Origin of the sequence: Pantoea sp. AN62 (assembly GCF_050432985.1) — a bacterium.
GTDB lineage: Bacteria > Pseudomonadota > Gammaproteobacteria > Enterobacterales > Enterobacteriaceae > Pantoea > Pantoea brenneri.
In genome coordinates, this window is the sequence record NZ_JBNPYB010000001.1 from 312088 (window position 1) to 337164 (window position 25077).

A 25077-nucleotide genomic window follows, 5' to 3' on the forward strand; every position below is an offset into this window, starting at 1 on the left:
GCAGCGGGTGCAACGGCTTACTCGAAACAGGTGTCCGGATTTTCAGACAGGGTAATAAACTGTTTACCGCCGTGGGTCAGCGCCATGATGGTGCCGGTTTCAATATCGTAAACCCAGCCATGCAGACGCAGTTTACCGTTACGCAGCGCCACCGATACGGAAGGATGGGTTTTCATGTTGTTAAGCTGGGCGATGACATTCTCTTTCACCATCTCATTCAGCTTTTTCTCTGGCGATTCATATTCGCGCTGCTCTACCACCGCTTTCGCCGCATCGGCATAGCGCAGCCAGTGTTCGACCGCTGGCATGGTGTCCATGCAGGCGCAGGATGCGATGGCATTCATCGCGCCACAGTTGGAGTGCCCACAGATGATAATGTCGGACACGCCCAGCGCGACCACGGCATATTCGATGGTAGCGGAAACGCCGCCTGGCTCCGGACCAAATGAAGGCACGATGTTGCCCGCGTTGCGGATAACGAACAGCTCTCCTGGCTCCTGCTGCGTCACCAGTTCCGGTACCAGTCGGCTATCAGAACAGGAGATAAACAGCGCTTTGGGATTTTGATTTGACGCCAGGCTTTTGAAAAGATCCTTCCTTTCAGGAAACACATTCTGCTGGAAATTCAGAAATCCATTGATGATCTCTTTCATTATTTAGCTCTCACATTATCCACGTCGTTACCTGAAGGGCATAGCCCCTTCAGTGTTGATTTGCCCGTTTATTATTAATGAAAACAAGTGAATATCAACCAGCGATTTCCTAAGGGTGCGGTCTGACCCGCTGTGTCAGCGTTTCGCTTTGATGATGATGCGCATGGCAAAAGCGGAATTTCTTTTTATAGCACGGTCAGTTACTGGAAAATGACAGCGCCAATCAGACGGTGTTTCTGGCCCGGTCAGCGGCCGCGATTTTACCGGTTTTTTCATACCTTTACACGGCGCTAAACCCTTACAGATAACGCTACAATTTTTTCAGCAACACAGGTAAAATCCCGCGCCATCGCTGTGCTGAACCGGAAACAGAGCTATGTCTACTACAATAAAAACTTTGCCGCCACGGGTCGGATTCGTCTCGCTCGGCTGCCCAAAAAACCTCGTTGACTCCGAGCGCATCCTCACCGAACTGCGCACCGAGGGCTATGATGTGGTGCCGCGCTATGACGATGCTGAAATCGTGATTGTAAACACCTGCGGATTTATCGACAGCGCGGTTCAGGAGTCGCTTGAGGCGATTGGCGAAGCGCTGAATGAAAACGGCAAAGTGATTGTCACTGGTTGTCTCGGCGCTAAGGTTGATCAGATTCGTGAAGTGCACCCGAAAGTGCTGGAAATTACCGGTCCACACAGCTATGAGCAGGTTCTGTCGCACGTGCATCGCTACGTGCCAAAGCCTCAGCACAACCCGTTCCTCAGCCTGGTGCCGGAACAGGGCGTGAAACTGACGCCGCGTCATTATGCTTATCTGAAAATTTCCGAAGGCTGCAACCATCGCTGCACCTTCTGCATCATCCCATCAATGCGTGGCGATCTCGACAGCCGCGCCGTCGGTGAGGTACTGGATGAGGCCAAACGGCTGGTCGAAGCGGGCGTTAAAGAGCTGCTGGTGATCTCGCAGGATACCTCAGCCTATGGCGTTGATGTGAAACACCGCACCGGTTTCTGGAACGGCTCGCCGGTAAAAACCAGCATGGTCAGCCTGTGTGAGCAACTGGCGAAGCTCGGCGTGTGGGTGCGTCTGCACTACGTCTATCCCTACCCGCACGTCGACGAAGTTATTCCGTTGATGGCGGCCGGCAAAATCCTGCCCTATCTCGATATTCCGTTGCAGCATGCCAGCCCGCGCATTCTGAAGCTGATGAAGCGTCCTGGCGCGGTGGAACGCACGCTGGAGCGGATTAAGCGCTGGCGTGAAATCTGCCCGGAACTGACGCTGCGCTCCACCTTCATTGTCGGCTTTCCCGGCGAGACCGAAGAAGATTTCCAGATGCTGCTCGACTTTATCAAAGAGGCGCGTCTCGATCGGGTAGGCTGCTTCCAGTACAGCCCGGTGGAAGGCGCGACCGCCAACCAGCTGCCCGATCCGGTCGACGAGGCGGTGAAGCAGCAGCGTTACGATCGCTTTATGCAGCTGCAACAGCAGATCTCAGCTGAACGCCTGCAGGAGAAAGTCGGACGTGAGATTCTGGTGATGGTTGATGAAGTGGACGAGGAAGGCGCGATTGGCCGCAGTATGGCTGATGCGCCGGAAATTGATGGCGCGGTCTACCTTAACGGCGAGCGTAACGTTAAACCGGGCGACATGCTGCGGGTCAAAGTTGAGCATGCCGATGAGTACGATCTCTGGGCGAGCCGCGTTTAATCCCGGCATTGAATGGCGGCGCGCAGTGATGTCCGTTGCCGCATCGGGCCTAATTCGCGCTTAACCATACTGCTGCTGATGCGCTTTCTTGCGTGTCAGGTAATCCTCATCGGCCCGGATCCGATCCCAGTAGCCTTTAAAGATGGCCGCCGCCGCGGCCTTTTCTTCATTCACGCCACGCGGTAATTCTTTACCGTCAGCATCATATTTTCGTCCGCCCTGATGATTGCTGTAGCGACGTGCGCGGGTGTAGCCCATCTGAATAAACTTACGCGCCATATCCATGCCGACAAAATCATCCTGCTGACGATACGCCTCAAACAGCGCCATGATTTTCTCCGCCGACGCTTCGGCAATCGGTACGGTACGAAAACGCCAGTACGGCAGGATTTCGCTCTTATAGGGCTCGACCATCAGCACCCCCTGCTCCCCACGTCCGACCTGATAACGTTCGGGATGCTGGCGGAAGTCGATGGTGCTGAAGTCCTGATCATAATCGAAAGGTTTCATGTCTTGAGTTTAGGATCCAACGCGTCGCGCAGCCCGTCTCCGAGTAAATTAAATGCCAGAACGGTGAAGAAGATCGCCAGGCTGGGGAAAATCGCCACGTGCGGCGCAATCACCATATCGGCACGCGCCTCGTTCAGCATGGCGCCCCATTCTGGCGTCGGCGGCTGCGCGCCCAATCCGAGAAACGACAGGCTGGCGGCAGTAATGATAGAGGTGCCGACGCGCATGGTGAAATAGACCACAATCGGTGAGACGGTACCCGGCAGAATATGCCGCATGATAATGGTCCAGTCAGAGGCGCCAATACTGCGTGCTGACTCAATGTAGGTCTGATGCTTCAGCACCAGGGTATTACCGCGCACCAGGCGGGCAAACGCCGGAATGCTGAAAATCGCTACCGCTACAATCACGTTGCTCATTCCGCTGCCCATGATCGCCACCACCGCAATCGCCAGCAAAATACCGGGAAAGGCAAACAGCACGTCGCAAACGCGCATGGTAATGCGGTCCCACCAGCCTTCGTAATAGCCTGCTAACAGACCAAACAGCGTACCAATCAGCGCGCCGATAGCCACCGAGAAGAAACCGGCAATCAATGAAATGCGGGTTCCCACCAATACCCGGCTGAAAATATCGCGGCCGAGTGAATCGACACCAAACCAGTGCAGCAGTGAAGGCCCGTCATTCAGCCGGTCGTAATCGAAATAGTTTTCAGCATCAAACGGCGCCACGTAAGGGGCGATAAACGCCAGCACAATCAGCAGCAGCACAAACAGTCCGGCCAGCAGCGCCACCGGCTGCTGCCGGAAACGCCGCCAGAACTCGCGCCACGGCGTGCGTACCCGGTTCTCCTTGATCAGCGGCAGGGTTTTCAGTGCCGCATCGCGTCGCCAGTTTTTCATCGCGATTCCTTAAAGCGAATGGCGGGATTGATCACCGCATACAACATATCAACCATCAGATTGATCAGAATAAACTCCAGTGAAAACAGCAGCACTTCCGCCTGAATCACCGGATAGTCGCGCATTGACACCGAATCGACCAGCAGTCGTCCCAGGCCTGGCCAGTTAAATACCACCTCAACCACGATCGATCCGCCCAGCAGGAAACCGAACTGCAGGCCCATCATGGTCACCACCGGGATCATCGCGTTACGCAGTCCGTGTTTCACCACCACCAGCGACTCGCGCACCCCTTTCGCGCGCGCGGTACGCATATAATCTTCCTGCATCACTTCGACAAACGAGGCGCGGGTGAAACGCGCCATCACTGCCGCCACCGCCGCACCGAGAGTAATCGACGGCAGAATATAGTGTTGCCAGCTTTCTGCCCCGACCGTCGGCAACCAGCCCAGCTCCACCGAGAAAATCTGCATCAGCAACATGCCAAGCGCAAAGGCCGGAAACGAAATGCCGGAGACCGCCAGCGTCATGCCGAGGCGATCGGGCCAGCGATTGCGCCAGACGGCGGAAACAATGCCGATCGCCATACCAAAAATCACGGCCCAGACCATGCTGGTCAGGGTCAGCCATAAGGTCGGCATGAAGCGCGAGGCGATCTCATCCGCCACCGGCCGTTTTGATACCATCGACTGACCGAAATCGCCCTGCAATGCATTGAGAATAAAGTGCCAGAACTGCTGCGGCAGCGGCAGATCAAGTCCAAGCTCCTGACGTACCAGCGCCACCACCGAGGCATCCGCCTCCTGTCCGGCAATCAGACGCGCCGGATCGCCCGGCAGCAGGTGAACAAACAGAAACACCAGCACCGCAACAATCAGCAAGGTGGGGATCAGCCCCAACAGCCGTTTAAGAAAATAGTTAAGCATGCAACATCCTGCAGCTGCGGCCAGCCGCGTGGGCTGGCCGGCTCCGTTACTTCAGACTGGCCTCATCAAAATTGAATGAGGTATCGGGCATCACATAAAAACCGCTGAGGTTTTTGCTGTTGGCGGACACCAGTTGCTCAACCACCAGCGGGATCCACGGATGATCCTGCCAGATGGTGTCCTGGGCATCTTTATACAGCTGGGCCTTCTGCGCGCGATCGGTGGTTTTCAGCGCATCCGCCAGATCCTTATCAACCTTAGGATTGCTGTAAAACGCGGTGTTGAAGATCGCAGGTGGCCAGGCGGCAGTGGCAAACAGCGGCGTCAGTGCCCAGTCGGCTTCACCGGTTGAGGCGGACCAGCCGGTGTAGAACATCCGCACGCCGCTCTCTTTCTGGCCTTTGCCTTCAACTTCGGCCGCACGCTGTCCCGCATCCATCGCGGTGACCTTAACCTTCACGCCGACCTGCGCCAGCTGCTGCTGCGTGAACTGCAACACTTTCTGCGCGGTGCTGTGATTGTGTGATGACCAGAGGGTGGTTTCGAAGCCGTTGGGGTAGCCCGCCTCTTTTAGCAATGCTTTGGCTTTAGCCGGATCGTAGCTGATGGCCGGATAGTGTTGAGCGAAGTCGATGGCCGGCGGGACGATACCGGTGGCCGGGGTGGCATAACCAGCAAAGGCCACCTTCGCCAGCGCCTGGCGGTTGATGGCATACTCCAGCGCCTCACGTACTTTCGGGTTGTCGAACGGCTTCTGGGTAACGTTGAGGCTGATGTAACGCTGCATAATCGACGGTGTGGTTACCACCTCGAGCTTGCTGTTTTTCTCCAGCAGTTTGGCCTGCTCATAAGGGATCGGGAAGGCAAAGTTGGCTTCCCCGGTTTGCAGCATCGCCGCACGGGTATTGTTATCCACGATCGGTCGCCAGGTAATGCTGTCCAGCTTCGGATAGCCCGGCTTCCAGTAGCCGTCCCACTTCTTCACCTTGACGAAGTCGGTCTGGTTCCGGGTTTCAAACACAAACGGGCCGGTCCCGACCGGATGGAAACCGATATCCTTGCCATATTTTTTCAGCGCGGTCGGTGAAATCATCGCCGCCGCCGGGTGGGCCAGAATGTTAATGAAGGCCGAGAACGGCTGCTTCAGGGTCACTTTCACCGTGGTCGGATCGATCACTTCGGTAGTGGCGATCTGCTTAAACAGGTTATAGCGTTTAAGGTGGTTATCCGGGTTGCTGGCGCGGTCGAGATTGACCTTGACCGCTTCGGCGTTAAAGTCGCTGCCGTCCTGGAACTTAATTCCCGGGCGGAGCTTGATGGTGTAGGTCAACCCATCCGGACTGGCCTGATAGCTCTCCGCCAGCACGTTGGTCAGCTTCATCTGTTTATCAAAACCAAACAGCCCCTGATAAAACGATTTGGCGACCGCCTGCGACAGCGTGTCGTTGGCGTCATACGGATCGAGGGTGGTGAAGTTGGACGCGACGGCAATCACCGCATCCTGCGCCGCCCAGGCGGGCAATGTGAGGGCGCTGCTTAATACGCCAGCCGCCACTAACCCTTTACGCATCGTCATCTGCATCTTGTTCTCCTGTAATCCCTGTCGGGTGGGTCGCCGAAGCGATATCTTCACTATTCAGGTCGCGCTGATAACGTGGCGGGCGACAAAGTGCCCCGGCGCCACTTCCATCAACGGTGCCACTTCAGGTTCATCCCCTAACGCATGGATTGGACTGGGGATCTCATCAACCATTAACGCGCGTTCCCGGCGATGGTGCGCCGGATCGGCAACCGGGACGGCGGCCATTAGTTTTCGGGTATAAGGATGCTGTGGCTGCTCAAATACCGCCTGACGCGGCCCCATCTCAACAATCTGGCCGAGATACATCACCGCCACGCGGTGACTGATGCGTTCCACCACCGCCATATCATGCGAGATAAACAGAAACGCGATACCAAATTCGCGCTGTAAATCGAGCATCAGGTTGATGATCTGCGCCTGGATCGAGACATCGAGTGCCGAGACCGACTCATCCGCAATCACCACCTTCGGATTAAGTGCCAGCGCACGGGCAATACAGATGCGCTGCCGCTGGCCGCCTGAAAATTCGTGCGGATAGCGCTGCGCGTGCTCCGGCAGCAGCCCGACCTTTTCCAGCAGCCAGGCCACTCGCTGTTCCGCTTCACGACGCGGCATCACCTTGTGCACCAGCAGCGGCTCCATGATCGAGAAGCCTACCGTCAGTCGCGGATCGAGCGAGGCGTAGGGATCCTGAAAAATAAACTGAATGTCACGCCGCAGATGTGCCAGCGCCGCGCCGCTGAGGTTATCGATGCGTTGACCGTTGAAGGTCAGCGTCCCGCCCTGGCTGGCCACCAGCCTGAGCAGTGAACGGCCGGTGGTCGACTTACCGCAACCGGACTCGCCGACCAGCGCCAGCGTCTCACCGGCATAGAGATCGAAACTGACTTTTTCGACTGCGTGCACCCGGCTTTTCACCCGGTTAAACAGCCCACCGCGAATATCAAACCGCGTCACCAGATCGCGGACCTGCAGAATCGGCGGCTGGTCACGGCGCACGGTATCCTGCGGCGTCTGCTGCTCTTCCCCGCCGTGCAGCAGCGGGAACTTAGCGGGCAGTGGCTGACCGTGCATCGAGCCGAGCTTAGGGACCGCCGCCAGTAACGCCTGGGTGTAAGGCTGGCGGGGCGCGCTAAACAGCTGGGCTGCCGGCGCATTTTCCACCACTTCGCCGCGATACATCACCTGCACCCGATCCGCCATTTCCGCTACCACGCCCATATCGTGGGTGATAAAGATGACGCCCATCTGCATCTCTTTTTGCAGTACGCGGATCAGTTGCAGGATCTGGGCCTGAATGGTGACGTCGAGCGCGGTGGTAGGCTCATCGGCAATCAGTAACGCCGGTTTACAGCAGAGCGCCATGGCGATCATCACTCGCTGACGCATCCCGCCGGAGAGCTGATGCGGAAAGCGGGACAAAACATTTTGTGCATCCGGAATACGCACCAGGTCCAGCATATGGCGTGCTTCTGCCAGCGCCTGGGCGTGGCTTTTGCCCTGATGCAAGCGAATCGATTCGGCGATCTGTTCACCAACGGTAAACACCGGATTGAGCGAGGTCATCGGCTCCTGAAAAATCATCGCCATATCCGCGCCGCGTACCCGCCGCATCTGACCGGCCGGGGCGCGCATGATATCCAGCACCTCACCGTTGCGGCGGCGCAACTGTACCTCACCGCGAACCGTTGCGCCGTTTTGCTCAATCAGCCGCATCAGCGCCAGCGAGGTGACAGACTTACCGGAGCCTGACTCGCCCACCAGCGCCAGGGTTTCGCCGCGAAACAGATCGAGGGAGAGATGGCGTACCGCCTCGGTCACCGTGCCCTGATGCTGAAAATGCACACTGAGATCGCGTACCGCCAGCACCTGGTCGGGCGCCAGTGAGGGTAACGCCTGCCGATCGCTCATGCCTGCTCCTTAACTGTCACGGTAGATGGCCACATCGGCCGCCTCGCCGACCCGTGCCACCGCCCGGTACATTCCTTCGCTATTGAACGGCAGCGCCACGTTACCTTCGCGATCGACCGCAATCAGGCCGCCGCTGCCGCCCAGCTCCAGCACGCTATCGTGAATCACATTGACGCTGGCCTGCTGAAGCGTGCGGCCGGCGTAACGCATCTGCGCCGCCACGTCGTAGGCGGCCAGAGTACGGATAAAAACTTCGCCGGTGCCGGTACAGGAGACCGCCACGCTATCGTTGCTGGCGTAGCAGCCCGCGCCCGGCAGCGGGGAATCACCGACCCGTCCGGTCTGTTTATTGGTCATGCCGCCGGTCGAGGTCGCCGCAGCCAGATTGCCATTAAGATCGAGCGCCACGGCACCCACCGTGCCAAATTTGCGGTCCGGGTCGAGCGGATCGCCATCGCCGGCAGCGCCATCGTGATCCAGCACCGTTTCGTCGCTGTTTAGTGCGCGCTGCAACTGCTCCCAGCGTTCTGGCGTCGAGAAGTAATCTGCCGCCACCGGCTGCAGGCCCTGCGCCTCGGCGAACTGCTCAGCACCTTCGCCGATAAACAGCACATGCGGACTCTGTTCCAGTACCGCGCGCGCCGCCAGCACCGGATTGCGTACCCGACTGACGCCCGCCACGGCCCCGACATCCAGCGTGCGGCCATCCATCACGCAGGCGTCCAGCTCATGGGTGCCCTGATGGGTAAACACCGCGCCTTTGCCGGCGTTGAACAGCGGACACTCTTCCAGCTGGCGTACCGCTTCTGTTACCGCGTCGAGTGCGCTGGCACCCTCAGCCAGCATCTGCTGACCGTGCGTCACAATATCCAGCAGGGCCTGGCGATAGTGCTGCTCCTTTTCGGCGCTCATCGCTGAGCGCGTAATTGCGCCCGCTCCCCCATGAATGGCGATAACTGCTTTGCCCATAACGCTCTGCCCTGTGGTTGCATCAGCACGAAATACACTGATTTAGAATGGTTTTCATCCATTTTCGGTAATTTTTGACTATAGAAAGCCTGCTAAGTGTTGTAAAGAAGAAACTGTTCCGATGGTTATAACCTTTTCACCCGGCCATATTTCACTTTAGTGGCAGGCGCGTGCCTGGCAGAGAGCAGAGCGCGGATACCGATGTGACTCAGCGGACAAATCCCACCATAATAAGCAGCATCTGAGATAACCCAACTGGAATAACCATGGAAAGCTTTACTGCAGGATTGATCTCCCTTGAGGAGGCACAACAAAAAATGCTGGCGCAGCTGACGCCGATCACTGACACGCTGAGCGTCCCTTTGACCGAAGCGGCCGGGCGGATCACTGCCGTGGCCGTCACCTCACCGATTGCGGTACCGCCGTTTGATAATTCAGCGATGGACGGGTACGCGGTGCGGCTGGCGGACGTCAGCCGCGGTGAGCCACTGCCAGTTGCCGGTAAAGCGTTTGCCGGCGCGCCGTTCAGCGGCGAATGGCCGCTGGGCAGCGTGGTGCGGATCATGACCGGCGCCCCGCTGCCGCCAGGCTGTGAAGCGGTGGTGATGCAGGAGCAGACCGAAACCCGTGGCGATGCGATTGTGATTACCGCGCCGGTGCGCGCCGGACAAAATATTCGCCTGACCGGTGACGACATCCAGCCCGGCCACGTGGTGCTTGAAGCCGGTGTGCGGCTCGGCGCGGCTGAACTGCCGCTGCTGGCTTCACTCGGTATTGCGCAGGTTGAGATCGTGCGCAAACTGCGGGTGGCGATCTTCTCTACCGGTGATGAGTTGCAGCCGGTTGGTCAGCCGCTGGCGGCCGGACAAATTTACGATACTAACCGCTTCGCGGTGTCGCTGATGCTGCACAAACTGGGCTGTGAAGTGATCGACCTCGGCATTATTAAGGACGATCCTGCGGCGCTGCGTGCAGCGTTTGAGGAAGCCGATCGTCAGGCTGACGTGGTCATCAGTACCGGCGGCGTGTCGGTCGGCGAAGCCGATTTCACCAAAAGCATGCTGGAGCAGCTCGGCGCCATCAGTTTCTGGAAGCTGGCGATCAAACCTGGTAAGCCGTTTGCCTTTGGTCGACTCGCCAGTAGCTGGTTCTGTGGGCTGCCGGGCAATCCGGTTTCCGCTGCGGTCACTTTTTATCAACTGGTACAACCGCTGCTCGCCGCTTTAACCGGGCAGAAGAAAGCGGTGCTGCCACCGCGTCAGAAGGTGCGTAGCGCGTCGCGTCTGAAAAAAACGCCGGGCCGGCTCGATTTTCAGCGTGGGGTGCTGCAACAGAATGCTGAGGGCGAACTGGAAGTGCAGACCACTGGCATGCAGGGCTCACACGTCTTCAGCTCATTTGCGCAGGCTAACTGCTTTATCGTGCTGGAACGCGATCGCGGCAACGTTGAGCCGGGCGAATGGGTTGAGGTAGAGCCGTTTAATGCGCTGCTGGAGGGGTAAATGCTGCCTGAGCTAACCGATGAAGAGATGCTGCGCTACAACCGGCAGATCGTGCTGCGAGGCTTCGATTTTGACGGCCAGGAACGGCTGAAAGCCAGTCAGGCGCTGATTGTCGGTTTGGGTGGACTGGGCTGTGCCGCCGCGCCTTATCTGGCATCGGCCGGGGTCGGCAGGCTAACGCTGCTCGATTTCGACAGCGTGTCACACTCTAATCTGCAGCGGCAGATCCTGCATCATGATACGGATATAGGCCGTGCCAAAGTTGAATCCGCCGCTCAAAGCCTGGCCGCGATCAATCCCCACTGCCAGCTGCAGCCAATCCACGGCCAGCTGGACGATACGGCGCTGCTGGCGCTCATCGCTCAGCAGCAGGTGGTGCTGGACTGTACCGATAATGTGGCAGCACGTGAGCAGCTTAACCGGCTGTGTCGTCAGCAACGGGTGCCGCTGGTATCCGGCGCGGCGATTCGGATGGAAGGCCAGATCAGCGTGTTTAACTGGCAGCCAGGTACGCCCTGCTATCGCTGCATCAGCCGGCTGTTTGGCGAACAAACCCTGAGCTGTGTCGAGGCAGGCGTAATGGCGCCGCTGGTTGGCGTGATAGGTGCGATGCAGGCCATGGAGGCGATTAAGCTGTTGGCGGACTACGGCACGCCCGCCACCAGCCGGTTGCTGATGTACGATGCGTTAAGCGCAGAGTTCCGGAGCATGAAGGTGGCGCAGGACGCGCAGTGCGAAGTGTGTGGCGCGCAGCACCGATGAAAAAACGGGGTAGCCTGCGCTACCCCGTCCGGTATCAGACGATGCCCTGACTACGCAGGTAATCTTCGTAGTTGCCGGTGAAGTCCACCACCCGATCCGATTTGATTTCCATCACCCGGGTCGCCAGCGAGCTGACGAATTCACGGTCGTGTGAAACGAAAATCAGCGTCCCTTCGTACATCTCCAGCGCCATATTAAGTGACTCAATCGACTCCATGTCGAGGTGGTTAGTCGGTTCATCCATAATCAGGATGTTCGGTTTTTCCATCATCAGCTTACCGAACAGCATGCGACCTTTTTCACCACCGGACAGCACTTTGGCCGGTTTCTTAATATCATCCTGCGAGAATAACAGGCGGCCAAGAATACTGCGCACGCTCTGCTCATCGTCGCCAGCCTGTTTCCACTGACTCATCCAGTCAAATACCGTCAGGTCATTGGCGAAATCTTCGGCGTGATCCTGAGCGTAATAACCGATGCGTGCATTTTCTGACCATTTAACGCTGCCGCTATCGGGGTTCAGTTGGCTGACCAGCGTTTTAAGCAGGGTCGATTTACCAATACCGTTGGCACCGATTACCGCCAGTTTTTCGCCCACTTCCAGCAGCAGGTTTAAATTCTTAAACAGCGGACCGTTATCAAAGCCTTTGGTTAAGCCTTCCACTTCCAGCGCATTACGGAACAATTTCTTGTCCTGTTCAAAACGGATAAACGGGTTCTGACGGCTGGAGGCTTTTACCTCATCCAGTTTAATTTTATCCATCTGTTTTGCGCGCGAGGTTGCCTGACGGGATTTAGAGGCGTTGGCGCTAAAGCGGCTGACAAAAGATTGCAGATCGGCAATCTGCGCTTTTTTCTTGGCATTATCGGCTAACAGACGTTCACGCGCCTGGGTCGCTGCGGTCATATATTCGTCATAATTGCCGGAATAGACCCGCAGCTCGCCATAATCCAAATCAGCCATGTGGGTGCAGACCATATTAAGGAAGTGACGGTCATGCGAAATGATAATCATGGTGCTGTCACGTTCGTTCAGCACCTGCTCCAGCCAGCGGATAGTATCGATATCCAGGTTGTTGGTCGGTTCGTCCAGTAACAAAATATCAGGATTAGAGAACAGCGCCTGCGCCAGCAGGACGCGCAATTTAAAGCCTGGAGCAATTTCACTCATCGGGCCATAATGTTGCTCAACCGGAATACCGACGCCGAGTAATAACTCACCGGCACGGGATTCGGCGCTGTAGCCGTCCATTTCACCGTAAACTGCTTCGAGGTCGGCAACTTTATAGCCTTCCTCTTCGCTCATTTCCGGCAAAGAATAAATACGATCGCGTTCCTGCTTAACTTCCCATAATTCATGGTGACCCATAATCACGGTGTCCAGCACGCTATATTGTTCAAAGGCGAACTGATCCTGACGTAACTTACCGATACGCTCATTGGGATCGTAAGAGACGTTGCCGCCTGAAGGCACCAGATCGCCACCCAGAATCTTCATGAAGGTGGATTTTCCGCTGCCGTTCGCACCGATTAAACCGTAACGATTACCGCCGCCAAATTTAACGGAGATGTTCTCGAACAGTGGCTTACTGCCAAACTGCATGGTGATATTGCTGCTAACTAACACGGCATTGACCTTTGTGAAGAGAGTGGATAGAAAAACGGCAGCTATTATGCCAGATGTGACGCAGCGCACGCCAGTCTAAGCCGCGGATTGCGGGTGGGATGATTGATATCGCGACAGAAATAAAAAAGCCGGAGGGCCATTAAGGCCCCCCGGCTCCCACTTACAAGGATTGTGTTGATCAATCGATCAGGAAGCTGTCCAGGCTTTTACCGGCATCCAGCGCTTTTTTAATCGCTGCCGGGGTACGGCCCTGGCCAGTCCAGGATTTTTTCTCGCCGTTTTCGTCGGTATAAGAATATTTAGCCGGACGCGGTGCACGCTTAGCGCGTTTTTTACCGGTTTCCAGCGCACCTAATAATTCATTAGGATCGATGCCGTCAGCCAGCAGCATTTCACGATATTTCGACAGTTTTTCTTCTTTTTCGCGATTCTGCGTCTCTTCCGCTTCCGCTTCTTCACGGCGCTCGGTGACCACAACGTTTAATTTTTCGAGGATCTCTTCAAGATCGCTCAGTGGCAGTTCACGGGCCTGGGCACGTAATGTGCGAATATTGTTCAGAACTTTAAATGCGTCACTCATCACAATGTCCTTGTTTAAGGGGGTTAATAAAACTGTAGCGACAAGATTACCTAATTCAAATAAAAAAATAAATTATTTTTACGCTCCAGATAATTCTTAGATGTTATTTCAAAAACGCTGGCTGAATTTGAGCGGCTAATTCCTGACGTTTTATTAACGCTGAATTAACACTGAACGGCGTCTTACTTCCGTCACTGGAATCGATTACAGGCATCCTTCGCCCGCTGTGACGGGCAAAAAACACCGGTTTAAAGAGTCTGACGCCCTGTTTTTTATTTGGGGTCCGCTGCATACCAGGGCGAGATTAAACGCGCGATAAATTTCGATCTCAGTCACAATAGTTTACAGATTAACGCGAAAAGCCCCCCGCCGCGACGCACCGTAATAGCGCAAAAGGTTCACCGTGCTGGCGCATTTTTATTAATGCCTGTGGATGGTTTAAAAATTTCGCCGTGCAGGCGCAGTTCGTCAGATAAACCTCAGGCGGACTGCGGCCGGTTAACCGATTTAACCGACGTATCGGGCCTATTAAGCAGACACATCGGCAGATGGCATACCCGACGCCGATAAACCTGGCTGTGAATAAAAACAGAAAACCCCCGCGCGGCTAACCGGGCGTTGCTAACGCTATTTATCCTGTTCAGGTAAATAATAGCCGGCGCGGTGCCCGGCCTTAGCTGAATAATAACCCTGATATTAAGCCTGGTTTATTCCCGCTGACGCGCGGCCGGTAAAAATGCAGTGAACGGTGACGATTCAATGAGTTATCAGAGCAAGAAACGCGCAATGTGGGGGAGGAACAGTGACTGGCAGGGTCGGTGTTGCCGGTGTAAAAAATTGCGGCGATGGCAGCCGGGTCTCTGCCACCGCCTGAAGGTTAATTCACCTCTGTCGCCGGACCAAATACCGAATACTGCGGCAGTTCGACGTTTTGATAGGTTTCCCAGCCGCCGCCCAGCGCTTTATACAGCGCGACTAAATCCAGCGCGCTCTGCATCCGCGCCTGAGTAGCCTGCTCTTCAGCCTGCGCCAGCTGACGCTGTGCATCCAGCACCTCAAGGAAGGTTGAGAGTCCCTGACGGTAGCTATCGCTGGCCAGATCGAAGGCGCGCTGCAACGAACCGGTGGTCTGGTCCAGCGCGGTGACCCGCTGCTGATCGGCGCGGTAGCTGACCAGCGCATTCTCCACGTCCTGTAAGGCGGTCAGTACCGTCTGACGATAGTCGAGTGCAGCACTGGCCTGCTGCGCCCGCGCCAGTTTGACGCTCGACACCAGCCGTCCGCCCTGGAAAATTGGAATCGATAATGACGGGCCGTAGCTGTAGAAGTGACTGCTCCAGTTATCGAGATAGCTGACGTCGGTGTTTCGCACGCCAAGCTGGCCGGTCAGTGACAGGCTGGGGAACAGCTGCGCGACGGAAACGCCAATCTCCGCCGTCTGTGCATGCAGCGTCGCTTCCGCCTGACGGATATCAGGACGACGTCGCGCCAGCGTAGAAGGGATCCCCACCGGGACAAACTGCGGCAGCGGCGGGAGTGCTTTCGGCGCACTCAGTTCAGCATCCAGCGAGCCTGGCGTTTTGCCCAGCAGCACCGCTAAGCCATTCATCGCCTGATGTGCCTGCGACTGATACTGCGGCAGCTGCGCCTGCAGGCTACTGAGCTGGGCGCGGGCATTTTCCACATCGGTCAACGGTGCCAGTCCGTTACGCTGCTGGCTCTGGGTCAGTTCGGTAGTCTGCTGCGCCACATCAATCTGCTGCTGCAGCGTCTGGATAGTACTTTGCGCGCCACGCAGTTGCAGCCAGGCACGCGCCACTTCCGCTTCCAGCGACACCAGCGCATCGTTGCGCTGCTCAATCGCCGCCTGCTGCTGGGCATTGGCGGACTCAACCTGACGGCGCACTTTGCCCCACAGGTCGAGTTCCCAACTGGCATCGAAACTGCCCTGATAGAGCGTGACCGGCTGGGTCAGCCCATTGAGCTGGCTGGCGACATTGCTGTCGAGCTGATCGGTCGCGCCATTGGCTTTCAGCAAGCCTTCCAGCCCGAGCTGCTGGCGGTTGACTTTGGCCGAACCGTTGAGGCTGGGAAACAGGCCGCCCTGCGCCTGGCTCAGTTGCTCACGCGCGCCGGCAATGCGCAGCACCGCCTGTTGCAGCGTCAGGTTGCCTTCAATTGCTCGGGCGATCAGGCTGTCGAGTTGCGGATCGTTGAAGCTGCGCCACCAGCGGGAGTTGATCGCCGCACTCTGCGGCTTAGACGCTTCCTGCGAATCCAGGCTGTTGTAGCTGCCGGGCACCGCCGGCTTCGGTGCCTGGTAATCTGGCCCGACGGCGCAGCCGGCCAGCGAAAGTGCCAGCGTAAACAGGCTCAACGGTTTCAGGCCGCGAGAAGAAATAACCTTCATGTCAGTGTGCTCCTGCACTGCCTTCGCTCTTAATCGGCGACAGCAGCCAACAAAATGGAATCAAAATCAGGGCGACAATACTCAGGCCTGAGAAGACGTCGATGTAAGCGAGAATGCGCGACTGGGCGATCATCTCCTGATAGAGCTGACCGCTTGCCAGGGTGATGGGATCGCCTACCGCTGAGGTAAAGTCGCGAATTGCCTGCGCCCAGTGCTGAACGGTGATGTTGAACGGCTCGTTGAGCGGCGTCATGTTATGCACCATATGCGCCGAGCGCACCTGCTCACGTTCGGTGATGGCGGCGGTCGACAATGAAATACCAATCGAACCGGCGACGTTTCGGAACATGGTAAACAGCGCCGAGGCGTCAGCATTGAGCCGCTGCGGAATAGTGACGAACGCGATAGTGGTGAGCGGCACGAACAGGAAACCGAGCCCGATAGACTGCGCGCTGCGCATCAACACCAGCGTGGTGAAATCAACATCGGGTGTCAGGGTCGAAGAGTAGAGGAACGCGACCGCCAGACAGCTGAAACCAAACGCAATGATGTAGCGCGTCTGCACAATCGGCATCAGTTTCAGCACCAGCGGGATAGTCAGCACGATCAGCACCGCCCCGGGTGACAGCACCAGACCGGACCAGGTGGCGGTATAGCCCAGATCCTGCTGCGCCAGCTGCGGCAGAACCACGGAGCTGCCGTACAGGATCATTGCCATCCCGGCCATCAGCAGCCCGGCCACCCAGAAGTTTCGGTCTTTCATCACCAGAATATCGACCACCGGCTTGCGGGCATACATCAGCCAGTAGACCGCCCCGACAATACCGATCACTGCCAGAATGGCGAACAGCACAATAAAGTGCGAGGCAAACCAGTCTTCGTCTTCACCGCGATCCAGCATCACCTGCAGACAGCCGAGTCCGAGGGTAATTAAGCTGATACCGATGTAATCGATCTTCAGTTTGCCCTTGGCCCATTTGCGCTCCCACGGCGGATCTTCCAGCAACTGATAGATCGCCAGTACGGTGAGCACGCCGACCGGAATGTTTATAAAGAACACCCAGCGCCAGCTGTAATTATCGGTGATCCAGCCGCCCAGCGTTGGCCCGATAACCGGTGCCACGATGATGGCGATGGAGGAGAGACCAAACGCCTTGCCGCGATCTTCCGCCTTAAAATAGTCCAGCAGCACCGACTGCTGCACCGGCTGCAAGCCGCCACCAAAAAAGCCCTGCAGGACGCGGAACAGAATAATTTGCCACAGCTCAGTGGCGATGCCACACAGGAAAGAGCAGATGGTGAACATCACAATGCAGATCAGGAAAAACTGCTTACGGCCAAACAGTCGGCTGAAGAAGGCGGAGATCGGCAGCACAATGCCGTTTGCCACCAGATACGAGGTCAGCACCCAGGTTGACTCGTCATAGCTGGAAGAGAGCGAACCGGCGATATGCGGCAGCGCCACGTTAACAATCGTGGTGTCGAGGATCTCCATGAACACCGCCAGGGTGACCGTGACCGCTACCAGCCACGGATTGCTGGCCGGTTTCCAGCTCTGCGGGGCACTCATTCCACCGTCACCTTCGGTTCAACCGACAGGCCGAGCGGCAGCGGATGATTCGGGTCCAGACCTTTATCAATCACGATCTTGACCGGTACGCGCTGCACGATTTTGACGTAGTTACCGGTGGCATTTTCTGATGGGAAAGTGGAGAAGCGTGAACCGGAGCCCATCTGAATACTGTCGACGTGCCCTTCCAGCTTCATATCCGGCCAGGCATCAACGGTGATCGCCACTTTGTCGCCTGGGTTCATGCGCTCAAGCTGCGACTCTTTGAAGTTGGCGGTAATCCAGATATCCGGCGACACCAGCGAGAACAGCGAAGATCCTGCCTGTACCAGCGTGCCGAGCTGCACATTACGCTTGGTAACAAAGCCGTCGTACGGAGCGCGCACCTGGGTGTAGGAGAGATTAAGATCGGCGGTGTTGAGCTGCGCTCTGGCCTGTTCAACCTGTTGCTGACGCGCTTCAACGTTGGTTTCCTGCTGGCGAATCTGTAACTGCACCTGCGACGCTACTTCCACCTGCGCTTTCGCGCTCTGCAACTGGGCCTGAGCAGAACGTAACTGTGCCGCCGCGGTGTCAATATTGCGCTGGCTGGTGGCGCGTGGATCGACGCCGCGCTGGCGACGGTAATCCGCCTGCGCGTTAAGCAGATTCGCTTCCGCTTTGGCCTGATCGGCTAACGCCTGATCGCGCTGGGCCGGATACTGTACCCGCGACAGCGCCAGTTGCGCCTGCGCCTGGTGCAACTGAGCGACCGCCAGGCCGAGTTGGGCTTTGGCCTGATCGCGCTGCGCCTGATTATCGCTGGGATCAATTTCGACCAGCAGATCGCCCTTCTTCACCCGCTGGTTATCTTTAACCAACAGCTTAACCACATAACCGGATGCCTTCGGTGCGATGGTCACCGCATCGCCTTCGGTAAAGGCGTCATCGGTGGTCTCCTGGTTACGGGTTGAGAACCAGAACCAGAAACCGACAATCAGCATCACCACTACCACAATTGCCAGAATTATCAACGGTTTCTTGCCGGGGCGTTTGCGTTCAGGCTGCTGATCGTTATCCTGGTTATCATCAGACTGACTGTTCTTATCCGGCGCATTTTCTGCGTCCTGCTGGTGTGGATCGCGTTGGTTGTTCTCGCTCATAGTTCCCATCACTGGCTAAGGCCCTAATTCCCGGGCATAAAAGGTCTCGTTAACCTTAGATCGAAAACTGACAAAATCCAGCATAACTTTACCTAACCTGAGGAAAGGCGCACATCCTGCTACCTGGGATTGGCAGCAGGATGAAGTGGACTTATTTGAGCAACTGCAGCAACAGCCAGCCGCTGGCCATTGACCAGCCGAGTAATGGCAGGGAGAAGAGATGGAAACGCCACCAGACCGCACGATCCTGCGCCATTCGCAAGGCGATCAGGTTAGCGAGCGAGCCGGGCAACAGGCCGAAGCCGCCGATATTCACCGCCCAGGCGAGCACCTCAGACGGCGGGACTTTTTGCAGCAGCAGAATCGTGGCCGGCACGTTGCTGATCACCTGTGACAATCCAATCGCCAGCAGGTAGAGCTGTCCCTGACCGAGCTGGGCAATTGCATCAAAGTGCGCCTGCATTACCGGCAGGCGCGTTAGCAGCCAGACGTCGATGAACATAGCGATAAACACCGCCAGCAGACTCCAGTCGATGCGCAGTAACACCGGGCGCGCCATCAGCAGGAAGCTGGCGATGATCAACAGCAGCACCCAGCCGGTCACCTGCCACTCCAGCCCGGCGATAAACAGCAGATAGAGCAGCACGCTGACTACAAACAGCGGCTTCTGCCACTGCGGCTGGTGCGGATTATCGTGTTTCTCAATAGTGCGCTTCGAAAAGCTAAACCAGGTTAACAGCACCAGGCTGAGCAACAGCCAGACCGCCAGCGGCAGCATCTGCACAATAAAGCCGGCCACGCTGAGCGAGCCGTGACTCCATAACAAAATGTTTTGTGGATTGCCGACCGGCGTCAGCAGCGATCCGGCGTTAACCGCCAGCGCTTCAAAGATAATCAGCCGTGAAATCGGTAAGCGCGAGAACTTACGCAACGTCAGGGTCAGCGGCACCAGAATGAACAGCGCCACATCATTAGTCAGAAAGGTTGAAAGCAGCGCCGCCGCCAGCACCATAAACAGCGCCAGCGCGCGTTCATGGCGAAAGCGGGCGATCAGCCGTCCGCCCAGCACATCAAAATAACCGCTGGTTTCCAGACCTTTAGTCAGGATCAGCAAGCCGGTGAGGGTAATAATGGTGTGCCAGTCCACCGCACCAGGCAGATCCGGCCAGCGAAAGTCAGCCAGAAATGCCAGAACCACACCAATAACGACGAGTAAATGCAAAATCGAGTCATGCAAAAAAGATCGAAACAGCTGCGGCATGATGGCATTGCGCCTTAAGAGTTAACGGGTTTCACAGAACTTCTGGAACACGGCCAGGGTTTCATCACTGACGTGATGCTCAATACCTTCTGAGTCACGGCGGGCAGTTTCCGGGCTGATCCCCAGCGCCAGCAGGAAAGTTTCAACAATATGATGACGGGCACGGCTCTCCTCAGCCAGCTTCTCGCCCTCGCTGGTGAGAAATACGCCGCGATAAGGCACCTGCTCAACCAGTCCGGCGCTGCCGAGACGTTTCAGCATTTTTGCCACCGTTGGCTGGGAAACGCCCAATCGCGCCGCCATATCAACCTGACGGGCTTCGCCAAATTCACCAATCAAATCAGAGATTAACTCAACGTAGTCATCAATTAATTCACGACGATGCGCTTCGCGCACCTGCCGAAAACCTTCGACATGCTCTTCAATATCTTTCAGTGGTCCTTGCGGGGCAGAAACCACGCTTTTGGCACGACGACTCATTCAGCTTCCTCTTTATTATGTCCGTACTGTCACTGCCGTACGGATGTAGCTGCGCTCATTGTAAACCAGGTGCAAAGAAGCTCAAATTTTTCGTCATTAGCCTTGGCTAAATGATATAGCCAATGCTATATTTGTTGATAATGTAAGCAGCCGGTGATCAAGATCATGATCGATCCCTATCTGTTACTGTTGTTGTTTATGGGTTACGTCGCCGGACTCTGCTTACTTTTACGTCGATACTGATTGGGAGGTGATTCTATGAGCACCCTGAAATGCTGTTTAGATTGCAGCAAATGCTTCCAGGCTGAAAAGAGAACAACCACGGAGATGAAATCCTGGCTGTGCCTGCTGACGCGTTCCCCATTCACACTGCGTCTGATGTTGATTGAAAAACTACTCGGCAAAAAGCCCGAAGATCGTCGCTGTCAGAATCTGATCTGGCGCGGATAATTCTTCACCTGCCCGTTTACAGCGCCTTTCAGTGAATCACTGGAGGGCCACTTCTCTGTTTCGCTCAGATAATATTCTTCTCAGGCAACCTACCCTTCAGGTAATGTTCTCCTCAGCTGTTATGCAGTTCAGATAACGTTCGCTTCAGATTCTCTTTACCTCAGCGGTCACTGCCTTCAGACAACGTTCCCCTACCACTTTCCCTGGCTGAGAACCTGACACGCCACGTCAGATCAGGCGCAATTCGGCCTGCGGCATTGTGCTCGCTGGTCAGCATAAGCCCGCGTTAAACGGGTGGAGTGTCCCGCTTCTGCAGAAGCCGTCTGGCAAGCGCGCAATAAAAAACGGCCCATAAAGGGCCGTTTTTTGGCAGGTCGTCTAAGCTAAACTTAGAAGCTGTAACCTACGCCAGCAATCCAGGTGCCAACGTCAACGTTACGGATGCGGCTCTGCTCGTAGCCCACGTCCAGTGCAACGTTTTCGATTGGGTTGAACTGCATACCAGCGCCGTATGAGAAACCTACGTCGCTGCTATCAGATTTGTCACGTGAAGCGGTGTCGTTCTGCTGGAATTTACCATAGCCGATACCCACAACACCGTAGATGCTTGCCCAGTCGTTCAGACGGTAAGCAGGACCACCAGTGATGCCGTAGTATTGACCTTTGTTGTAAAAGCCATCTTCGGTACGATCTTTTTCGGTGTAGGTGAATGAGCCGATCCAACCCAGTGGGTTAGAACCGTCTTCATAGCGGTATTTCAGGTTGAAGCCGTTAGCTTTGTTAGCCACGCCCTGGTAATCGCTCTGAGCATAGCCACCAGTTACGGTGCTCTGTGCCATTGCTGAACCTGCAGATACTGCCAGTACACAGGCTAATGCTGAAAGACATGCAATTTTTTTCATAACCACCTCAAATGTGAAAATACTTCTCTCCTGACAACGCTGAAAATATAACAAAAAATAGCGAGAAACTCTGCCCGCATTTTGTTGTCTAACAGAATGTTTGGTGTAACAGGAAGTTAATGCAACAACCTATGTCATTCATTTTTCTTATAAAAACCGTCATCTTCCTGCAATAATTTTTTTTTCATGTTTTCGGTCTTTAAGTAAAATCCTAAAAAAACCTGACGTTTCTTTACCAAATTGGTCCTGAATCTGGCCAGAATTTGCGCAGTTAACGCAAATTTAAACGCCACTCTGTCATTTTTTTGCTCGCCATTTCCTTTACACTGACTGACTCATCGCGCTTATGACCAGGAAATGTATACAGGATGTCTGCCTCTTCAGCTCAAAAAAGCCTTACGCCCGTCTTGTTACCGATCGCCGTGCTGCTGATTGCGATGTTATCGCTGCAGGGTGGTGCCTCTCTGGCCAAAACACTGTTCCCGAGCGTCGGCGCGACCGGCATCACTGCCCTGCGTCTCGGCTTCGGCACCCTGATTCTCTGCCTGATCTTCAAACCATGGCGCTTACGCTTCAGCCGCGAACAGCGGATGCCGCTGTTGATGTATGGACTGGCGCTTGGTGCGATGAATTTTATGTTCTATCTGGCGATTCGTACCGTGCCGCTCGGGGTAGCGGTTGCACTGGAGTTTACCGGTCCGCTGGCGCTGGCGCTATTCGGATCGCGCCGCCTGCTCGATTTTGTCTGGGTGCTGCTGGCGGTGGTGGGATTAGGCTTCCTGCTGCCGTTCGGTGCTGGCATGGCATCGATTGACCCGCTGGGTGCCGCGCTGGCGGTGGGTGCAGGCGCCTGCTGGGCAATCTATATTCTGGCTGGCCAGCGCGCCGGTGCAGAGCACGGTCCTGCCACCGTGGCGATTGGCTCGCTGATCGCATCGATTATTTTTGTTCCGCTCGGCCTGACGTTTGCCGAAAGCGGCATCTGGCACTGGAGCGTGCTGCCGGTGGCGCTGCTGGTAGCGTTGCTTTCCAGCGCTATCCCCTATTCGCTTGAGATGATCGCGTTAACGCGCTTACCGGCACGCATCTTCGGCACGCTGATGAGCCTGGAGCCAGCGATGGCGGCTTTTTCCGGCATACTGTTTCTCGGCGAAACCCTGACGCCGCTGCAGTGCCTGGCGCTACTGGCGATCATCACTGCCTCAGCCGGTTCCACCCTCACCATGAAGCCAAAAAAGAGTCAGTTAAGCGAAGTGGGAATTAACAGCAGCGGGACCAAATAAACGATAAACAGGATTTTGATCAGCCGCTTAAATAACAATCATACTCAACGTGAGAATTATTCTTAACTAAATCAAGCGACTGTCTTTCGTATTTTGAAACAGTCGTTTATCTGTTATTTACATTAACATTTAACAGTCTGATTTATAAACAGTTTAACCATCCATTGTATTTTAACATGGCATTAACCTTTCCCGCCTGGCGCGGCCTGTGCTGAAGATACGCACTATTTCAGCCATCGACACAGCCGTTAATGCAAAGCTGAAAACCGCTGCTATACTTATCCGGTACTTGATTAGGACAACCATCAAAGAGAGGACTGAAACGATGAGTACCGCTAAATTGGTTAAAACTAAATCTTCCGACCTGATTTATACCCGCAACGATGTGGCAGATAATGAGAAAAAAGCCACCATTGAAGTGTTGAACCGTCTGGTTGTCGAATTTATTGATCTGTCTTTGATCACCAAGCAGGCCCACTGGAACATGCGTGGCGCTAACTTTATTGGTGTTCACGAAATGCTGGACGGCTTCCGTACCACAATTACCGATCATCAGGACACCATTGCTGAGCGTGTTGTACAGCTGGGCGGTGTTGCGCTGGGTACCGCGCAGGTAGTTAATGATAAAACACCCCTGAAAAGCTACCCGCTTAACATCCACAGCGTGCAGGACCACCTGAAAGCGCTGGCCGATCGTTATAGCGTCGTTGCCAACGACACCCGCAAAGCGATTTCAGAAGTTAAAGATGAAGATACTGCTGACATCTTTACTGCCGCTTCACGTGACCTGGATAAATTCCTGTGGTTTATCGAAGCCAACATTGAATAACAGCCATTGATTTATCAATGAGACAAAACTGGCGGGGAGACCCGCCTTTTTTACGTCTGTGTTACCGCAATTTTATGACCCTGTTAACAGTTCTTCCCTCCTTCGCTTCACAGCCTTTACAACTGAGGCACACTACCGGTTGCACCAAAACAGCAATCTGCACCAATTTGGATCACCAAAATAGTGCAGAGGCAGATATTCCTGCAAAATCGTGTCAGCTGGGTTATTTAACCCACTGATTTGGTGTATTTTGCAAAGTTGGCATAATTCTTTCATATGACAAGCCGCAAACACAGGCCCTGCCGCCTGGTAGTAATAAGGAAAAATGATGAAGTCACTGTTAAAAGTTTCTGTGGCCGCGCTGGCGCTGGCCTTCTCCCTCTCTTCCACCGCAGCAGAAAAGAAACTGGTGGTCGCTACTGACACCGCCTTCGTTCCCTTTGAGTTCAAACAGGGCGACAAATATGTCGGCTTCGACGTTGACCTGTGGGATGCGATTGCTAAGCAACTGAAACTCGATTACACCCTCAAGCCAATGGATTTCAGCGGTATTATCCCGGCACTGCAGACCCGCAACGTCGATCTGGCGCTGGCAGGGATCACCATTACCGAAGAGCGTAAAAAGGCTATCGAGTTTTCTGATGGCTATTACAAAAGCGGTCTGCTGGTGATGGTGCGTAACAATGAGAACGACATCAAAGGCATCAGCGATCTCAGCGGTAAAGTGGTCGCCGTGAAGAGCGGCACCGGCTCGGTTGATTACGCTAAAGCCAACATCAAAACCAAAGATCTGCGTCAGTTCCCGAACATCGACAACGCCTACATGGAACTCGGTACCAATCGCGCTGACGCGGTACTGCATGATACGCCAAACATTCTCTACTTCATCAATACCGCCGGTAAAGGCCGCTTCAAAGCGGTAGGCGAATCAATTGAAGCGCAGCAGTACGGTATCGCCTTCCCGAAAGGCAGCGACGATTTGCGTGAAAAAGTGAACGGCGCGCTGAAAACCATCAAAGAGAACGGCACCTACAATCAGCTGTATAAAAAATGGTTCGGTACCGAACCTAAATAACAATTTGCAGCAGCACTAACTTTTCAGCAGGGAAACTTTTTCC

At 55.4% G+C, this 25077-nt stretch carries 22 protein-coding genes; 7 read left to right on the top strand and 15 right to left on the bottom strand.

The window, feature by feature from the left end; all coding sequences use genetic code 11:
* Window positions 1-17: 17 nt before the first annotated feature.
* Window positions 18-653, bottom strand: coding sequence for a carbonic anhydrase (locus tag FHW04_RS01545; RefSeq protein ID WP_031377015.1), 636 nt, complete (start codon window positions 651-653; stop codon window positions 18-20).
* A gap of 376 nt (window positions 654-1029) precedes the next feature.
* Here FHW04_RS01545 and rimO point away from each other — a divergent pair, with 376 nt between their 5' ends.
* Window positions 1030-2361, top strand: coding sequence for a 30S ribosomal protein S12 methylthiotransferase RimO (gene rimO, locus FHW04_RS01550; RefSeq protein ID WP_046288425.1), 1332 nt, complete (start codon window positions 1030-1032; stop codon window positions 2359-2361).
* Window positions 2362-2421: 60 nt separating this feature from the next.
* Here rimO and FHW04_RS01555 read toward each other — a convergent pair whose 3' ends face one another.
* From FHW04_RS01555 to FHW04_RS01580, 6 genes are read right to left on the bottom strand one after another with little or no spacing between them, the layout of a single operon-like run.
* A complete protein-coding gene (locus tag FHW04_RS01555) occupies window positions 2422-2871 on the bottom strand; it encodes a DUF4385 domain-containing protein (protein ID WP_031377016.1) in 450 nt (149 codons plus the stop codon).
* Window positions 2868-3773: a glutathione ABC transporter permease GsiD gene (gene gsiD, locus FHW04_RS01560; RefSeq protein ID WP_031377017.1), complete on the bottom strand. Its 906-nt coding sequence runs from the start codon at window positions 3771-3773 to the stop codon at window positions 2868-2870. The genes FHW04_RS01555 and gsiD overlap by 4 nt, the downstream gene beginning before the upstream one ends.
* A complete protein-coding gene (gsiC, locus tag FHW04_RS01565) occupies window positions 3770-4699 on the bottom strand; it encodes a glutathione ABC transporter permease GsiC (protein WP_031377018.1) in 930 nt (309 codons plus the stop codon). The genes gsiD and gsiC overlap by 4 nt, the downstream gene beginning before the upstream one ends.
* A 46-nt stretch (window positions 4700-4745) precedes the next feature.
* Window positions 4746-6281, bottom strand: a complete 1536-nt coding sequence (gene gsiB / locus FHW04_RS01570; RefSeq protein WP_089561106.1) for a glutathione ABC transporter substrate-binding protein GsiB — start codon at window positions 6279-6281, stop codon at window positions 4746-4748.
* Window positions 6282-6335: 54 nt separating this feature from the next.
* Window positions 6336-8192 carry a dipeptide ABC transporter ATP-binding protein gene (locus tag FHW04_RS01575; protein WP_031377020.1) on the bottom strand — a complete coding sequence of 619 codons (1857 nt, stop codon included), beginning with the start codon at window positions 8190-8192 and terminating at the stop codon, window positions 6336-6338.
* 9 nt (window positions 8193-8201) lie between these two features.
* Window positions 8202-9161, bottom strand: coding sequence for an isoaspartyl peptidase/L-asparaginase family protein (locus tag FHW04_RS01580; protein ID WP_046288426.1), 960 nt, complete (start codon window positions 9159-9161; stop codon window positions 8202-8204).
* Between the two features lie 266 nt (window positions 9162-9427).
* Here FHW04_RS01580 and moeA point away from each other — a divergent pair, with 266 nt between their 5' ends.
* Together moeA and moeB are read left to right on the top strand one after the other, a co-directional pair.
* Entirely contained in the window at window positions 9428-10663 is a 1236-nt protein-coding gene (moeA, locus tag FHW04_RS01585; protein WP_031377021.1) for a molybdopterin molybdotransferase MoeA, read from the top strand.
* On the top strand, window positions 10664-11425 hold the full coding sequence (moeB, locus tag FHW04_RS01590; RefSeq protein WP_089561107.1) for a molybdopterin-synthase adenylyltransferase MoeB: 762 nt from the start codon (window positions 10664-10666) through the stop codon (window positions 11423-11425).
* 34 nt (window positions 11426-11459) lie between these two features.
* Here the strand turns inward: moeB and FHW04_RS01595 are convergent, their stop codons facing one another.
* The 7 genes from FHW04_RS01595 to mntR form a co-directional block, all read right to left on the bottom strand.
* Window positions 11460-13052: an ABC-F family ATPase gene (locus FHW04_RS01595; RefSeq protein WP_046288427.1), complete on the bottom strand. Its 1593-nt coding sequence runs from the start codon at window positions 13050-13052 to the stop codon at window positions 11460-11462.
* Between the two features lie 178 nt (window positions 13053-13230).
* Window positions 13231-13632 (bottom strand): H-NS family nucleoid-associated regulatory protein, encoded by a 402-nt coding sequence (locus tag FHW04_RS01600; RefSeq protein ID WP_031377023.1) that lies wholly within the window; start codon window positions 13630-13632, stop codon window positions 13231-13233.
* A gap of 877 nt (window positions 13633-14509) precedes the next feature.
* Entirely contained in the window at window positions 14510-16042 is a 1533-nt protein-coding gene (locus tag FHW04_RS01605; RefSeq protein ID WP_089561108.1) for an efflux transporter outer membrane subunit, read from the bottom strand.
* Window position 16043: 1 nt separating this feature from the next.
* Window positions 16044-17612 (bottom strand): DHA2 family efflux MFS transporter permease subunit, encoded by a 1569-nt coding sequence (locus FHW04_RS01610; protein ID WP_031377024.1) that lies wholly within the window; start codon window positions 17610-17612, stop codon window positions 16044-16046.
* A complete protein-coding gene (locus FHW04_RS01615; RefSeq protein WP_031377025.1) occupies window positions 17609-18754 on the bottom strand; it encodes an HlyD family secretion protein in 1146 nt (381 codons plus the stop codon). The genes FHW04_RS01610 and FHW04_RS01615 overlap by 4 nt, the downstream gene beginning before the upstream one ends.
* Window positions 18755-18905: 151 nt before the next feature.
* Window positions 18906-20015, bottom strand: a complete 1110-nt coding sequence (locus FHW04_RS01620; protein ID WP_031377026.1) for an SLC13 family permease — start codon at window positions 20013-20015, stop codon at window positions 18906-18908.
* Window positions 20016-20036: 21 nt separating this feature from the next.
* Window positions 20037-20495, bottom strand: a complete 459-nt coding sequence (gene mntR, locus FHW04_RS01625) for a manganese-binding transcriptional regulator MntR (protein ID WP_046288429.1) — start codon at window positions 20493-20495, stop codon at window positions 20037-20039.
* 258 nt (window positions 20496-20753) lie between these two features.
* On the opposite strand from mntR, the gene FHW04_RS01630 reads away from it, so the two are divergent.
* A complete protein-coding gene (locus tag FHW04_RS01630; protein ID WP_031377027.1) occupies window positions 20754-20945 on the top strand; it encodes a hypothetical protein in 192 nt (63 codons plus the stop codon).
* A gap of 389 nt (window positions 20946-21334) precedes the next feature.
* On the opposite strand, the gene ompX is transcribed toward FHW04_RS01630, so the two are convergent.
* Complete coding sequence (gene ompX / locus FHW04_RS01635) at window positions 21335-21847, bottom strand: outer membrane protein OmpX (RefSeq protein WP_031377028.1); 513 nt, start codon at window positions 21845-21847, stop codon at window positions 21335-21337.
* A 368-nt stretch (window positions 21848-22215) separates the two neighbouring features.
* On the opposite strand from ompX, the gene rhtA reads away from it, so the two are divergent.
* From rhtA to glnH, 3 genes are all read left to right on the top strand, one after another.
* Complete coding sequence (rhtA, locus tag FHW04_RS01640; RefSeq protein WP_089561109.1) at window positions 22216-23130, top strand: threonine/homoserine exporter RhtA; 915 nt, start codon at window positions 22216-22218, stop codon at window positions 23128-23130.
* Window positions 23131-23455: 325 nt separating this feature from the next.
* Complete coding sequence (gene dps, locus FHW04_RS01645; protein ID WP_089561110.1) at window positions 23456-23959, top strand: DNA starvation/stationary phase protection protein Dps; 504 nt, start codon at window positions 23456-23458, stop codon at window positions 23957-23959.
* 328 nt (window positions 23960-24287) lie between these two features.
* A complete protein-coding gene (glnH, locus tag FHW04_RS01650; RefSeq protein WP_031377031.1) occupies window positions 24288-25034 on the top strand; it encodes a glutamine ABC transporter substrate-binding protein GlnH in 747 nt (248 codons plus the stop codon).
* Window positions 25035-25077 lie beyond the last annotated feature (43 nt).